This is a genomic window from Actinomadura macra NBRC 14102, from assembly GCF_001552215.1.
GTDB lineage: Bacteria > Actinomycetota > Actinomycetes > Streptosporangiales > Streptosporangiaceae > Spirillospora > Spirillospora macra.
This window is the reverse complement of record NZ_BCQT01000027.1, coordinates 1-14,208: the sequence shown is the minus strand read 5'-3', so window position 1 is coordinate 14,208 and position 14,208 is coordinate 1. Positions and strand designations below refer to the sequence as shown.

Below are 14,208 nucleotides of genomic sequence, written 5' to 3'. Positions count from 1 at the left end.
TGGGAGCGTGCTCTCCTCCATCATCGGCGGCGCCCGGATCCCGGCGGGGCCGCGCTCCTACCACTCCACCGACCCCTCCCGCACGTCCGAGGTCGTCGCCGAGGTGGCGCTCGCCGAGGCCGGTGACGTCGTGGCCGCGTGCCGGGCCGCGCGGGCGGCGCAGGACGCCTGGCGAGATGTGCCGGCACCCGTCCGCGGGCAGGCCATCGCCGCCGCAGGGCGGCTGGTCGAGGCCAACAAGCAGGCCCTCGCCCGGGTGGTCACCCGGGAGGTCGGCAAGCCGTACGCCGAGGCGCTCGGCGAGGTCCAGGAGATCGCGGACACGTGCGCTTTCTTCCTCGGAGAGGGGCGGCGGCTGTACGGGCAGACCGTCCCGTCCGAGATGCCGGACAAGCAGCTGTTCACGTTCCGCGACCCGGTCGGCGTCGTCACCGTGATCACGGCCGGGAACTTCCCGGTCGCCGTGCCGTCCTGGTACATCGTGCCGGCGTTGCTGTGCGGGAACACGGTCGTGTGGAAGCCCGCCGAATACGCGGCGGCGTGCGCGGAGGCGTTCTACCACCTGTTCGCGCACGCCGGCCTCCCCGAGGGCGTCCTCAACCTCGTGTACGCCGACGGCCCGGAAACGTTCCGCGGCCTTGAACTCGCGCTGGACGCGGGGCTCGTCGACAAGGTGGGCTTCACCGGCTCCACCGAGGTCGGGTCGCGGATCGGTGGGTTGTGCGGCCGGCACCTGCAGACACCGTGCCTGGAACTGGGCGGCAAGAACCCGATGGTGGTCACCGAGGACGCCGACCTTCCCCTGGCGGTCGAGGGCGCCCTGTTCTCCGGGTTCGGGACGGCCGGGCAGCGGTGCACCTCCCTGGGCACGGCGATCGTGCACGAGTCGGTGCACGCGGAGTTCGTCCGGTTGCTGGACGAGGCGACGCGCGCCGCGCCGGTCGGCGACCCCGCCGGCGACGTGCTGTTCGGGCCGCTGATCAGCGAGCGTTTCGCGGACGGCTTCGAGAAGGCCCTCGGCTGGATCGGCCCGGGCCACACCGTGCACGGCTCGTCCGGGACGGGGCGGATCACGGCGGCGAACCCACGCGCGGGCTTCGTCGGCGACCCGGCTGCCGGGCTCTTCTACCACCCGGTGATCGTGGACGGCACGGGTCCCGGCGACGCGCTGTTCATGAACGAGACGTTCGGCCCGATCATCGGCGTCGCGCCGTACGGCACGCTGGACGAGGCCGTCGCCCTCGCCAACGCCCCCGGCTACGGGCTGTCCGCGTCGATCTACACCTCGGACCCGGCGAAGGTGTTCGCGTTCCGGCGGCGGATCTCGGCGGGAATGGTCAGCGTGAACAACTCCACCTCCGGGGCCGAGGCGCACCTGCCGTTCGGCGGGAACGGACGGTCGGGCAACGGGAGCCGCCAGTCGGGCATGTGGGTGCTGGACCAGTTCACCCGCTGGCAGTCGATGAACTGGGACCACTCGGGACGGCTCCAGAAGGCGCAGATGGACGTCCTAGAGATCGAACCCGACCTGGACTTCCGGCTGTAGGGGGCGCGGTGGACGCGGCCGAGGTCGTCGTCATCGGCGGCGGCGTGATGGGGACGAGCATCGCCTTCCATCTCGCCGAGGCCGGGGTACGGCGGGTGGTGCTGGTGGAGCGGGACGAACTGGGCTCCGGCTCGACCTGCAAGGCGGCGGGCGGGATCCGGGCGCAGTTCTCCGACGAGGTCAACATCCGGCTGGGCGCCCGCAGCCTGGAGGCGTTCGCCCGTTTCGGAACGCGGCCGGGTCAGGAGATCGATCTGCGCCGGGTCGGGTACCTGTTCCTGCTGTCGCGGGCGGCGGACGTCGAGGCGTTCGAGCGGAGCGTGGCTCTGCAGAACGGGCTTGGCGTGCCGAGCCGCATGCTCACGGTGGCGGAGGCCCGGCGGCTGTCCCCGCTGATCGAACCGGACGGGTTGCTGGCCGCCGCGTTCTCCCCCGACGACGGGCACTGCACGCCGGAGTCGGTGGTGCTCGGGTACGCGACCGGGGCACGCCGGCACGGCGCCGAGATCCGCACCCGCTGCGCGGTCCTCGGCATCGACGCCAACGGCGGGCGGATCACGGCGGTCCGCACCTCGCACGGCCGCATCGAGACGTCCACGGTCGTCTGCGCGGCGGGGGCCTGGTCCGCGGCCATCGGCGCGATGGCGGGGGTGGACCTCCCGGTGCAGCCGCTGCGGCGGCAGATCGTCTTCACCGAGCCGATGCCGGATCTGCCCCGCCCGGTGCCGATGACGATCGACTTCACGACCTCGTTCTACTTCCACGGCGAGGGTGCGGGCCTGATGCTCGGGATGTCCGATCCGGATGAGCGGCCGGGGTTCGCGCTCGGCTACAGCGACGCCTGGCTCCCCCGCCTCACCGAGGCGATCGGCTTGCGCGCGCCTCGGCTGCTGGACGTCGGCCTGACGGGCGGCTGGGCGGGGCTGTACGAGGTCACCCCCGACCACAACGCGCTCATCGGCGAGGACCGGGAGGTGTCCCGCTTCCTGTACGCGACGGGCTTCTCCGGCCACGGCTTCCTCCAGGGGCCGGCGGTCGGTGAGGTGATCCGGGATCTGTACCTCGGCCGCGAACCGTTCGCGGACGTCGCCCCGCTGCACGCGGCGCGGCTGGCCGGCGACCGGCTCCGCCCGGAGACCAACCGTGTCTGACGTGCACGCGCCGAGGGTGCGGGTGGCCGAGCCGGCCCGGCTACTCGCGCTGCCCGCCGGGGCCGGCGCCGCCGCAGATCTCGGCCTGCACGCTGCGGGCGGCCTCGGTCAGTCCGCGCATCGCGTCCTTGACGAGCGGGTTGGTGTTGGTGACGCGGCGCAGCACGGTCACGTGCCGGCGCGGGGTACGGCGGCTGAGCCGCAGGGTCCGCAGCCCCGGGCGGGGGACGCAGCCGAGCGCGGGGACCAGCGCGATGCCCAGGCCGCAGCCGACCAGCCCGCACACCACCGCATAGTCGTTACTGCGGAACGCGATGTTGGGCGTGAACCCGGCGGTGCCGCACAGCCGCAGCAGCGCCTGCGCACCCGCGCTCTCCGGGCGGCTCGCGATCCAGGTCTCCGACCGCAGCTCCCGCAGCCGGACGGTACGGCCGCCGGCGAGGGGATGGTCGACGGGCACGCACAGCACCAGGTCCTCGTCCATCACCGGCGTCTCGACGATCCGGGCGGGCCAGGTGCGCGGGATCAGGTCGTAGCGGTAGACCAGTTGCAGGTCGAGGTCGCCGTCGAGCAGTTCGGGCAGCAGTTCGTCCGGCTCGCCCTCCGACAGCGTGATCTCGATCCCGGGCCGGACCCGCGACAGCTCCGCCAGCATTCCCGGCAGGATGCGGGCGCTGGCGGTCGGGAAGCTGCCGAGTTGCAGCGCGCCGTGCTCCCCGCTGGCGACCGTGCGCAGCTCCCTTTCCAGCGTGTCCAGCGCCGACAGAACGTCGTTGCCCTTGCTGACCAGCAGGAACGCGGCGCTGGTGGGGCGGACGCTGCGGGCCCGGCGCTCGAACAGCAGCAGCCCGCAGGCCCGCTCCAGCGCGGCGACCTGCTGGGACACGGCGGACGCCGTGTAGCCGAGGTTGCGCGCGGCGTCCGCGAACGACCCGGTGCGCACGACCTCGCGCACCGTCTGGATGTGCAGCGGGCTGATCATGCCGCGCCTTCCGGTCGGTGCGCCGGTCAGTCGTGGACCGGCCGCTTGGCCACCAGGGTCAGCACGTCGTACTTGGCGACCGAGGCGCCGTCCTGGTTGGTGACGTCGGTGTCCCAGCGGACCTCGCCGTAGTCCGCGCCCTCCCGCGGGGTGATCTGCTTGGCGGTCAGCGTGACGGTCAGCTCGTCCCCCGGGTTGACGGGGGCGAGGAAGCGCAGGTTCTCCAGGCCGTAGTTCGCCAGGACGGGCCCGGGGGCCGGGTCGACGAACATCCCGGCCGCGAAGGACACGATGAGGTAGCCGTGCGCGACACGCCCGCCGAAGAACGGGTTGGCGCGGGCGGCCTCCTCGTCCATGTGGGCGTAGAAGGTGTCGCCGGTGAACTCGGCGAAATGCTCCACGTCGTCGAGGGTGACCGCACGCGGCCCGCCGACGGCGGTGTCGCCGACCCGCAGGTCCTCCAGATGCTTGCGGAACGGGTGCTCGCCGGTGACCGTCCGGTCGGTGCCGGGGACCCACCGGCCGGTGATCGCGGTGAGCATCGCCGGACCGGCCTGGACGGCGGTGCGGCGCATGTGGTGGACGACGCCGCGGATCCCGCCCAGTTCCTCGCCGCCGCCGGCGCGCCCGGGGCCGCCGTGGACGAGCGCGGGCAGCGGCGACCCGTGCCCGGTGGACTCCTTGGCGTCCTCGGTGGTCAGGACGAGCAGCCGGCCGTGCCAGGGCGCGGTGCCGAGCACGACGCGGCGCGCGAAGTCGGCGTCGGCGGTGACCACGGACCCGGCGAGGCTGCCCCGGCCGCGCGCGGCGAGCTCGATCGCCCGTTCGGCCCCCTCGTAGGGCAGCAGGGTGCTCACCGGCCCGAACGCCTCGACCTCGTGCGGCTCGGCGCGGTCGGCGTCGTCGGCGCGCAGCAGGATCGGCGCCATGAACGCGCCCCGCTCGGCGTCCGCGCCCACGACCTCGACGCGGCCGGGGTCACCGGTGACGACACGCGCCGCGTCCAGCAGTGCCTTGAGCGAGCGCCGCACCTCCTCGCGCTGGTCGAGGCCGGCGAGTGCTCCCATCCGGACCTCCGGGACGGCCGGGTTCCCGACCGTGATCGCGGCCAGCCGCTCGGCGGCCGCGCCGGCGACGTCGTCGATGCGGGACGCCGGAACCAGCGCACGCCGGATCGCGGTGCACTTCTGCCCGGCCTTCACGGTCATCTCGGTGACGAGCTGGTCGACGAACAGGTCGAACTCCGGCGTCCCGGGTGTGGCGTCCGGGCCGAGGATCGAGCAGTTCAGCGAGTCGGCCTCGGCGTTGAACCGCACGGCGTTCCCGACGATCACGGGATGCGTGCGCAGCAGCCGTGCCGTGGACGCCGATCCGGTGAATCCGACGATGTCCTGCTCGGTGAGGTGGTCGAGCAGGTCGCGCGGCTCTCCGCACACCATCTGCACCGTGCCCTCCGGCAGGATGCCGGACTCGACGATCAGCTCCACCAGCCGGGCCGTCAGATAGGCGGTCTGGCTCGCGGGCTTGATCAGGCTCGGTACCCCCGCGAGGAACGCGGGCGCCAGCTTCTCCAGCGGCCCCCACACCGGGAAGTTGAACGCGTTGATCTGGACCGCCACGCCCCGGGACGGCGTGCACAGATGCTGCCCGGTGAACGTGCCCTCCTTGCTCAGTGGCTCGACGTTCCCCTCGATCAGGATCCGGTCGTTGGGCAGTTCCCGCCTGCCCTTGCTCGCATAGCCGAACAGCACGCCGATACCGCCGTCCACGTCGAACCGGGCATCGTTCAATGTCGCACCGGTCCGCGCCGACAAGGCGTACAGCTCTTCGCGGTGCTCCCTCAGGTGGGAGGCGAGCGCCTTCAGCAGCGCGGCGCGCTGGTGGAACGTCAACTCCCGCAGCACCGGGCCGCCGACACGTCTCCCATGGTCGAGGGCGGCGCCCATGTCGATCCCCGCCGAGGAGATCCGCGCGACCTCCTCCCCCGTCACGGCGTCGCGCAACGGCGCACCCTCGTCATCCGGCGAAGACCACGAACCCGATACATAACTGCGCAGCACGACCACCGGGACCTCCTCGTCCTGATCTCAGAGTCATTCCTGCCACGGTCGGGCTCCATTCACGCCTCCGGCCACCTCCGAAGCAGTCGTGCCCGCCCCCAGGCGATCGTGGTCGCGGGCTTCGGGGGCACTGCGGTACACCGCGCTCCACCGAGCCCGCTGACCAGGTCATTCTTCCGAGACGACGTCCCAGGCGTCTTGGCGCGCCTCCACATGGGCGGAGCCGCGCAGCATCTTCAGGAGGTCGCGCCAGTCGGCCGTCCAGCCCGCCGCGCGGCCGCCCATCTGGACAAGGCCAACGGCCAGCAGGTGCGCGGCGACATCGTCCCCGCCGGAAAGCAGCCGGGCGGCGGGCAGGACCTTCGCCGGTTCGGTCCAGCTCCCCCGGAAGCCGCCGAGGAGGCGGTCCAGCCGGTCGCGGACCTGCACGGCGAGGACCGGGCGATCACGGAGCAGGTCCGCGACGGCTGCCAGCCCGGCTGCGACGCGTTCGGGGTCGCGTTCGCCGTCCAGGCGCGCCGCACCGATCGCGATATCGACCGCCCGGGCCGCGTGGAGCGGCCGGGCGGCCAGGAGGTCCACGGCGCGGCGCGCGAGCGGAGGCCACCATGCGGTGTCCGAATGGCGGCTGTTCCCGAACTCGATGAACTGTGCGACGCAGACCGTCCTGCTCCACGTGCGCTCGTCCAGGTCGGCGTCCAGCAAGCGTGCGAGCACGTCGAGGACCCCTCCAGCACCGCCGCGGCGGCCTCGTCCGCCACGGGGAGGGTCCGGACGGCACGGAGCGCCGAGCGCCGCAGTGCTCGGTCGGGTCCGGCGAGCACCCTTTCGACGAACGGCAGGCCACGCGCCGCCATCGCCATGTGGAGTGCGGTACGGCGCTCGTCACGTCCGCGCGTGGACAGGTTTTCGAGAAGATCGCGGAGTTCCGCGGTCCCGGCGAGCCCGCGGGCGCGCAATGCCAGCTCGCGCATGCGCCGGGAATGAGGAAGAGGGTCGCGGGCCGGTTCCTGGACCGGCTCGACGGGGCTCAACGGCCCGGGCGGGTTCCACCCTTCCTGAGAGTCATGCGCCGATCATGGCGGATCACTACCGCGCCCGGCAACCCATGGGCTCGGTTTCGATGGACGCGATCCGGTCAGTGGACGTGGTCGGGAGCGGCGGCTTCGGGGTTGGCGAGCAGCCAGTCGATACGGTCGCGGCTCTCGTCGTCGGTCAGCGTGTAGACGATCATGCGGGCGCCGGGTGCACCGCTGAGCTCCATGCTCGTGGTGCGGGTGCGCACCAGGCCCACCGCGTGATGCCGGAACACCTTGACCCGCTGGCCCGGCACCGCGACATCGTGGTCGGCCCACAGCCGGGCGAACTCGGGGCTGGCCGCCTGGAGCCGCCGCACGAGCTCCTTCCAGCCCGGCTCGTGCAGGTGCCGGCTGTAGCGGTGGCGGAACATCGCGACGTGCATCGGCGCCTCCGAGGCCATGTTCACGACCGGGTTGCAGCACGACGGCAGCGTGAACGCCATCCACATCGTGTTGCGCTCGCACGCCGGCGCCTTCACCACGACCGGGAAGATCGCCGCATAGGGGCGGTTCCACGCGAGGACGTCGGAACGCCCGTTGCAGACCGCGGCGGGAATGGGCTCCAGCGCGTCCAGGATCGTCTGCACGTCCTCGGGAAGGACGTCGACATCGTCCGGCAACGCCGCGTCCGGGACCTCGGCGAGCCGGTACAGGTGTTCGCGCTCGGCCACGTCGAGGCGCAGCGTGCGGGCCACCGCGTCCAGCACCTGGGGGCTGGCGTTGATCGGACGGCCCTGCTCCAGCCACGTGTACCAGGTGACGCCCACGCCGGCGAGCTGCGCGACCTCTTCGCGGCGCAGGCCCGGCGTGCGGCGGCGCGGGCCGGGCGGCATCCCGACGTCGGCGGGCGTGATCCGATCGCGCCGGCTGCGCAGGAAGGCCGCGAGCTCGCTGCGGCGCGCCCGCCCCGTGGCGCCGTTCGTCGTGCCCACGCTGGTCGTCGTCACGTCTTCAGACTGCCGCATGGTCGCGACCCGTTCCAGGTGCTGTCAGTACCAGTATCCACGGGCTCTCGTTACCGGTACCTGTTCTTCGTAATGCTCGTATACATGACACAAGCACCCGATTTGCTCGGGGTTGTTCCTGAACGGGGAACACAGAACGGGCCCGGCCGCATAACACTCGCCCTGCTCCTGCTCGGGCAGTTCATGGCCATTCTCGACGTCAACATCGTCAACGTGGCCCTGCCGACCCTGCGCGCGGACCTGAACGCGTCGGGCGCGGGGCTGCAACTGGTCGTTGCCGGGTACATCATCTCCTACGCCGTCCTGCTGATCACGGGGGCCAGGCTCGGCGACATCGCGGGGCACCGGCGCATGTACCACCTCGGGCTGGCCACGTTCACGGTGACGTCGCTGGCCTGCGGGCTCGCGCCGTCCACCTGGACGCTGGTGGGGTTCCGGTTCCTCCAGGGCGCCGGCGCCGCGCTGATGACCCCGCAGGTCATGTCGATGATCCAGCGGAACTTCTCGGGCGCGGCCCGGGCCCGCGCGCTCGGGGTCTACTCGGCCGTCATCGCGGGCGGCGTCGTCGTCGGCCAGGTCGCCGGCGGCCTGCTGGTCAGCGCGGACCTGTTCGGCGCCGGCTGGCGGACGGTCTTCCTCGTCAATGTGCCGATCGGCGTCGCGTTGCTGCTCGCCGGGCCCCGGCTGCTGCCACGCGACGAGAACCTGCGCGGCGGCGACCTGGACCTGCGGGGACTGGCCATGCTGTCCCCGGCGGTGCTGCTGCTGGTCGTCCCGTTGATCCTCGGCCACGAGCTGGGCTGGCCGCTGTGGGGCTGGGCGTCGCTGGTCGCGAGCGCCCTGTTCCTGATCGCGTTCGTCGCGGTGGAGCGCCGGGTCGCGGCCGGGGGCGGGCGTCCCCTCATCTCCGGGCGGGTGCTGCGCGCGCCAAGGCTCCCGGTCGCCTGCGCCGTGCTGCTGGCCGGGCCGTGCACGTGGGCGGCGTTCCTGTTCACCACGACCTTGCACCTGCAGGGCGACCTGGAGATGTCGCCGCTGAAGTCCGGGCTGGCGTTCGTGCCGTGCGTCACCGCGTTCGGACTGGTCGGGCTGAGCTGGCAGCGGCTGCCGGCCCGGTGGCACCGCCGCGTCGTCCCGATCGGGTTCGCCGTCGCGGCGGTGGGCTACCTGTGCGTCGGTCCGCTCGCCGACGGCGGCCCCGGCTACCTGGTGCTGACGACGATCATCGGCTTCGGCCTCGGCGTGATGCCGATCGTGATGACGACGGCGCTGCAGCACGTCCCGGCACAGGACGCCGCCGACGCCAGCGGCCTGCTGCTGACGCTCATGCAGATCGGTCAGGTGGTCGGCGTCGCGACCGTCGGGACGCTGTTCCTCACCCTGGCCGAGGACGGCGGCTCCACACGGCACGCCGAGTACGGCACCGGGTGGGCGCTCGCCGTCGCCGCCCTGATCGCGACCGTATGGGGCCTCGTCCTCGCGCGTGGCGGGACGCCTCGCGCACCGGCGACCCGGGCCTGATGTCCGGCCGGGACGGCGGTGCGGGGATGGGGCGCTCGGCGAGCGCGGCCACGACGGTCACGAGGCGGGAGGCGACCGACCGGCCGGCGTCGTCCTGCGGCACCTGGCGCGGCCCTACCCCGCCCACCGGCCGGAAGCGTCGCTTCACCTGCGGCTTCGCTTCACGCTCTTCAGCCGGGGGAGTTTAGAGCAGCGGTTCCCGGCAATGCCAGATCACCTCAGGGGGATTCACTCCGGCAAGGCGCCCAGTCGATGCCCATGACGGAGGCATCGCGGCTCCACTCACCGCTGCGCAGAATCGGGGGCTCCGCATGCGTGTGCTCGGAATCAACCGTGTGCTCGAAATCAACGCGCTCCTCCACGATCCGTCCGCCGCGCTCGTCTCGGACGGGACCGTCATCGAAGTGGTGTCCCCGTGCGGGTGCTGATCGCCAGGCAGGACAACATCGGCGACGTGCTACTCGCCGGGCCCGCGGTGCGGGCGGTGGCCGCCCGCACCGAGGAGGTCGTGCTGCTGTGCGGGCCACGCGGCCGCGCCGCCGCCGGCCTGCTTCCCGGCGTGGACGAGGTGATCGAGTGGTGCGCGCCGTGGATCGACCCGGAGCCGGACCCGGTGGACGTCCGGGACGTCGAGCAACTCACCGGAATGCTCGCGGGGTTCGACCGGGCGCTGATCCTGACCTCGTCCCACCAGTCGCCGCTACCGCTGGCGCTGCTGCTGCGGCTGGCGGGGACACCGTGGATCGGCGGGATCAGCGAGGACTACCCCGGCTCACTGCTGGACCTGTGGCACCGTCCGGAGGGGGACGTGCCCGAGCCGCTGCGGATGCTGGCGCTCGCCGAGGACGCGGGATTCCCGGCGCCGGCCGACGCCCGGTTGCGGGTTCGCGAGCCGCTTCCCGACACCGGCCACCTCACCGGCGGGCCCGGGTACGTGGTCGTGCATCCGGGGACGTCGGTCCCCGCCCGCGCCTGGCCGCCGGAGCGCTGCGCGGACGCGGTACGGCTGCTCGCCGCGGCCGGGCACCGGGTGGTCGTCACCGGCCACGGCGACGAAAAAGAGCTGACCGCGTTCGTCGCCGGCGAGGACGGCCTGGACCTCGGCGGCCGGACGACGCTGCCCGAGCTCGCGTCGGTGCTGCGGGGCGCACGCGCCGTCGTCGCGGGCAACACCGGGCCCGCGCACCTCGCCGCAGCCGTGGGAACGCCCGTCGTGTCGCTGTTCGCGCCGACCGTCCCGGCCGCGCGGCGGGCCCCGTTCGGTGTGCCGCTGGCCCTGCTCGGTGACCAGCAGGCGCCGTGCAAGGACAGCTGGGCCCACGAATGCCCCGTCGACGGGCACCCATGTCTCGCGTCCGTCGCCGCCGACGAGGTCGCCGCGGCCGTGGAGATCGTCGCATCCGACGTCACGCCCGACGGATCGGTGTCCGGCCGATGAGGGTGCTAGGGCTCTTGAGCACGTTCCTCACCACCGGGAGACAGTACGGGCACCTACCGGTTTATTGGAACGGCCACATGGGCAGAGTCACGGGGCGGCCCACTCGCGAGCCCGGAGCCACGTGCTCAGGACTGCGAGCCTGGGCCGCACCATGCTTTCCTGGTCGGCTTTGCTTTCCCGGTCGGCTTTCCCCGAGACGAGCCCTCCGTCAGCCGGTGACGGCCGCCGCGACGACCATCCCGCAGTAGGCGGCGCCCAGCCCCGCGGCGACGCTCGCGGCGGCGTTGGCGACGGAGTAGAAGCGCGCCCCGTCCTCGGCAAGACGCATCGTCTCGTAGCCGAACGTGGAGTAGGTGGTCAGCGCGCCGCAGAAGCCCGTCCCGGCGAACGCCATCGTGCCGGCGCCCGCCGGGAGCGCGGCGAGGAACCCCAGCACCGCGGACCCGACGACGTTGACGGTGAACGTCCCCCAAGGGAACACCGAGTCGTGCCGGGACTGCACCGCTCGGTCGGTCAGGTAGCGCAGCGGCGCGCCGAGCGCCGCGCCGAGCACGACCAGCAGCACGGTCACCAGGGCACCATCCTTCTCACAGGCACCCGTACGGTGCTTGGTGTCATGGGCGATGCCCGTGACGTGGGCGGGCGAGCAGGCGTGTCAGCCGTACCCCGGCGAACACGGCCAGCAGCGCGGCGGCGAGCGTCCCGGCGAGGTAGCCGAGAGCGAGCGCGGCGGCGCCGTCCTCCACGGCCCGCTGGATGTCCACGACATAGGTGGAGAACGTGGTGAAGCCGCCCAGCACCCCGACGCCGAGGAACGGCCGCACCAGCCGGTGCGCCCGCCGGATCTCGGTGATCAGCACCATCAGCGCCCCGATCGCCAGGCAACCCGAGGCGTTGATCCCGAAGACCGCCCAGGGGAACTCCCCCGGCCCGTACGGGAAGGCGCTGGTCAGCCCGTACCGGGCCAGGGCGCCGAGGACCCCGCCTGCCGAAACCGCCGCGAGCGTCGACCAGGGGGCGCGGCGCAGCTCGAAACGCTGCGCGGGGACGTGCAGGTCGACATCGGGATCGATGGGGCCGTCGGCCGGCGCATCGGTCATGCTTCACTCCTACCAGCGGGGACACGCGTCACCGGTAGGGACCGTTGGCGGCGGTGCCGCGGGCTCCCCGGGAGGGGACGGCGGGCCCCACCGCCGCGGAGTCCCTCGTCCGAGGGGCACCGACGGACAGTCTACCGATCACGCGGGCCGCCGATCACCCGGACGCCGCAGGTGGGAGCCCTGGCCGGCGGCTTCCCCACCGCCGGTGTGAGCGGGCCTCCGCAGGGTAAAGGGACCGAGCCGGTCGTCACGTCCACCGGCCCGCAGCCGCGAAGGAGACGCCACAGATGACGACGGCGCAGACCACCCGGCCGGCCCGATTCGAGGACGGTGAGACCGAGGAACTGCTCGCGGAGATGAACCGGCTCCCGGACGGCGACACGCGCCGCGAGCGGCTGCGTGCCCGGATCGTGGACCTGCACGTCCCTCTCGTGCGCGGGGTGGCGCGGCGCTACTCCGGCCGCGGAGAGCCGATCGACGACCTCCAGCAGGTCGCCTACCTGGGGCTCGTCAAGGCGATCAACCGGTTCGATCCCGATGTCGGCGACAGGTTCGTCACCTACGCCTACCCGGTGGTGACCGGGGAGGTGAAGCGGCACTTCCGGGACAAGACGTGGGGGATGCGGGTCTCGCGCCGCATCCAGGAGATGCGTCCCGTCCTCCAGCGCACCGCGCAGGAGTTCACCCGTGAGAACGGCCGGTCCCCCACCACCGGGGAGGTCGCCGCCCTCATGGGCGTCACCGAGGAAGAGGCGGTGGAGGTGCTCGTCGCGTGCGACGCCTATCGGCTGCTGTCGCTGGAGGCGCCGGTGGACGGCGCGCCGGACGGCGATCACGGCTCGGTCGGCGAGTACCTCGGCTCCGACGACCCCGCCCTGGACGCCTTCATCGACGGTCACGCCCTGCGGCCCCTGATCGACGGCCTCCCCGAGCGAGAGCGGACGATCCTGCTGCTGCGGTTCTTCGGCAACAAGACCCAGACGCAGATCGCCGAGCAGGTGGGGCTTTCCCAGATGCACGTGTCGCGGCTGCTGCGAGGCACGCTGGAGAAGCTCCGCGCCGAGTTGCTCGACGGATCCTGACCAGTCCGTCAGTGCTCGTCAGCGCACGGCGGCCGGCCGCGGAAGCGCGCAGGACTTTCCGAGCAGGACGTCGTTGCCCCTGCTGAGGCAGCGGGCGAGCAGGTACGTCTGCTGCGCGTAGTGGATGCCCTTGCGGACGGTGACGCCTCCGTCCCGGTCGACCTCGCAGGGGTTGTTGAGGGTGCACCGCTTGCCGTCGTCGTTGCCGGTGTTGTTGACACCGACCACCCGGCCCGTGCGGACCTCGATGACCGGCGAGCCGGACGTGCCGTGGATCGTCCGGCACTCGGGCGCGTAGCGGATGGAGTCCTTCCAGGTCCACTCGCCCTCGCGCAACCGGTGCACCGTTGCCTCGGTCCTGCAGCCGAAGATCCTCTTCCAGTAGCCGGACACGACGCTGATCTCGGTGCCGTCGGGCGGTCTGGAGGTGGACAGGAGCAGCGCCGGAGCGGCGTACTTGCGCTCGATGTCGGCGTAGCTGCTGGCGAGCCGGTAGATCGTGACGTCGGTGTCGGTCATGGTGGCGTACTCGACGCGCGTCGCTCGCAGGGTGCCCAGTTCCTTCGTCCCGGCCGGGTCCAGCAGCTCGAACGTCCGGCTGGACGGCCGGTCGACGATGACCTCGCCGGCCTTCGGCATGCCGTTCTCCAAGCAGTGGCCGTTGGTCATCACCAGGGCGGCGTCGCCGTCGCGGGAGTGTGGGCCGCGGACGAGTGAGCCAGAGCAGTTGCTCAGCGCCACGATGCCGGTGAAGTCGACCTCCCCTCGGCCGTGTCCGGCCGACGGGGACGGCACAGCCCGGGCGGCGCCGCCGGTCGCGCCGAGCACGGCCGCACACGCCGCGGCGGCGAGCGCGGCCCCTGCGAGTCGTCTGGTCATGGGATCCTCTCGACGGGCCGACGGGCCGACGGGACGCGCGGCCGGAACGGTGCTGTTCCGCCGGATGCTAGATCATCACCGGGCATCCCCTAAGGCCGGGACACGCCGACGATGACGGTCCTTTGCGCAGGCCAGCGACGTGCGAGGTGTCCCGGAAACGGTTACTCGACGTCGATCCAGTCGAGGGTGCGTTGTACGGCTTTCTTCCAGGTGGTGTAGCCGTGCTGGCGTTGGTCGGGGGTCCAGGTGGGGTGCCAGCGTTGGGCTTCGTTCCAGTTGTGGCGTAGTTCGTCGGTGCTGGCCCAAAAGCCGGTGGCCAGTCCGGCGGCGTAGGCGGCGCCCAGGGCGGTGGTTTCGGCGACGACGGGGCGGGAGACCGGGACGCCGAGGATGTCGGCTTGTAGT

General features: G+C 72.5%; 12 protein-coding genes and 1 pseudogene. 5 read left to right on the top strand and 8 right to left on the bottom strand.

Going from position 1 to position 14,208, the window contains the following annotated elements:
* Positions 1 to 7 precede the first annotated feature (7 nt).
* Both AMA02S_RS36020 and AMA02S_RS36015 read left to right on the top strand, forming a co-directional pair.
* Positions 8 to 1,546 (top strand): aldehyde dehydrogenase family protein, encoded by a 1,539-nt coding sequence (locus AMA02S_RS36020; RefSeq protein WP_245667982.1) that lies wholly within the window; start codon positions 8 to 10, stop codon positions 1,544 to 1,546.
* An 8-nt stretch (positions 1,547 to 1,554) separates the two neighbouring features.
* A complete protein-coding gene (locus AMA02S_RS36015; RefSeq protein ID WP_245667981.1) occupies positions 1,555 to 2,697 on the top strand; it encodes an NAD(P)/FAD-dependent oxidoreductase in 1,143 nt (380 codons plus the stop codon).
* A 40-nt stretch (positions 2,698 to 2,737) separates the two neighbouring features.
* Here AMA02S_RS36015 and AMA02S_RS36010 read toward each other — a convergent pair whose 3' ends face one another.
* The 4 genes from AMA02S_RS36010 to AMA02S_RS35995 form a co-directional block, all read right to left on the bottom strand.
* Positions 2,738 to 3,679 carry a LysR family transcriptional regulator gene (locus AMA02S_RS36010; RefSeq protein ID WP_067468229.1) on the bottom strand — a complete coding sequence of 314 codons (942 nt, stop codon included), beginning with the start codon at positions 3,677 to 3,679 and terminating at the stop codon, positions 2,738 to 2,740.
* 26 nt (positions 3,680 to 3,705) lie between these two features.
* Positions 3,706 to 5,745, bottom strand: a complete 2,040-nt coding sequence (paaZ, locus tag AMA02S_RS36005; protein WP_157431066.1) for a phenylacetic acid degradation bifunctional protein PaaZ — start codon at positions 5,743 to 5,745, stop codon at positions 3,706 to 3,708.
* Between the two features lie 162 nt (positions 5,746 to 5,907).
* Positions 5,908 to 6,456, bottom strand: a complete 549-nt coding sequence (locus AMA02S_RS36000) for a hypothetical protein (RefSeq protein ID WP_067468226.1) — start codon at positions 6,454 to 6,456, stop codon at positions 5,908 to 5,910.
* A 421-nt stretch (positions 6,457 to 6,877) separates the two neighbouring features.
* A complete protein-coding gene (locus AMA02S_RS35995) occupies positions 6,878 to 7,765 on the bottom strand; it encodes a helix-turn-helix transcriptional regulator (protein WP_245667979.1) in 888 nt (295 codons plus the stop codon).
* Positions 7,766 to 7,867: 102 nt separating this feature from the next.
* Between AMA02S_RS35995 and AMA02S_RS35990 the strand changes: the two genes are divergently transcribed.
* On the top strand, positions 7,868 to 9,304 hold the full coding sequence (locus AMA02S_RS35990; RefSeq protein ID WP_157431065.1) for an MFS transporter: 1,437 nt from the start codon (positions 7,868 to 7,870) through the stop codon (positions 9,302 to 9,304).
* Positions 9,305 to 9,719: 415 nt separating this feature from the next.
* Positions 9,720 to 10,742 (top strand): glycosyltransferase family 9 protein, encoded by a 1,023-nt coding sequence (locus AMA02S_RS35985; RefSeq protein WP_218005240.1) that lies wholly within the window; start codon positions 9,720 to 9,722, stop codon positions 10,740 to 10,742.
* A gap of 208 nt (positions 10,743 to 10,950) precedes the next feature.
* On the opposite strand, the gene AMA02S_RS35980 is transcribed toward AMA02S_RS35985, so the two are convergent.
* Complete coding sequence (locus AMA02S_RS35980) at positions 10,951 to 11,313, bottom strand: fluoride efflux transporter FluC (RefSeq protein ID WP_067468220.1); 363 nt, start codon at positions 11,311 to 11,313, stop codon at positions 10,951 to 10,953.
* Positions 11,314 to 11,356: 43 nt separating this feature from the next.
* Positions 11,357 to 11,842, bottom strand: coding sequence for a fluoride efflux transporter FluC (locus AMA02S_RS35975; protein WP_067468218.1), 486 nt, complete (start codon positions 11,840 to 11,842; stop codon positions 11,357 to 11,359).
* 287 nt (positions 11,843 to 12,129) lie between these two features.
* Between AMA02S_RS35975 and AMA02S_RS35970 the strand changes: the two genes are divergently transcribed.
* The gene (locus tag AMA02S_RS35970; RefSeq protein ID WP_067468215.1) at positions 12,130 to 12,924 is read left to right on the top strand and encodes a SigB/SigF/SigG family RNA polymerase sigma factor; all 795 of its coding nucleotides are present in this window, start codon (positions 12,130 to 12,132) and stop codon (positions 12,922 to 12,924) included.
* Positions 12,925 to 12,942: 18 nt separating this feature from the next.
* On the opposite strand, the gene AMA02S_RS35965 is transcribed toward AMA02S_RS35970, so the two are convergent.
* Together AMA02S_RS35965 and AMA02S_RS35960 are read right to left on the bottom strand one after the other, a co-directional pair.
* Positions 12,943 to 13,803 (bottom strand): S1 family peptidase, encoded by an 861-nt coding sequence (locus AMA02S_RS35965; protein ID WP_067468213.1) that lies wholly within the window; start codon positions 13,801 to 13,803, stop codon positions 12,943 to 12,945.
* A 161-nt stretch (positions 13,804 to 13,964) separates the two neighbouring features.
* A pseudogene (locus AMA02S_RS35960) lies at positions 13,965 to 14,208 on the bottom strand (FGGY-family carbohydrate kinase); the annotation flags it as partial.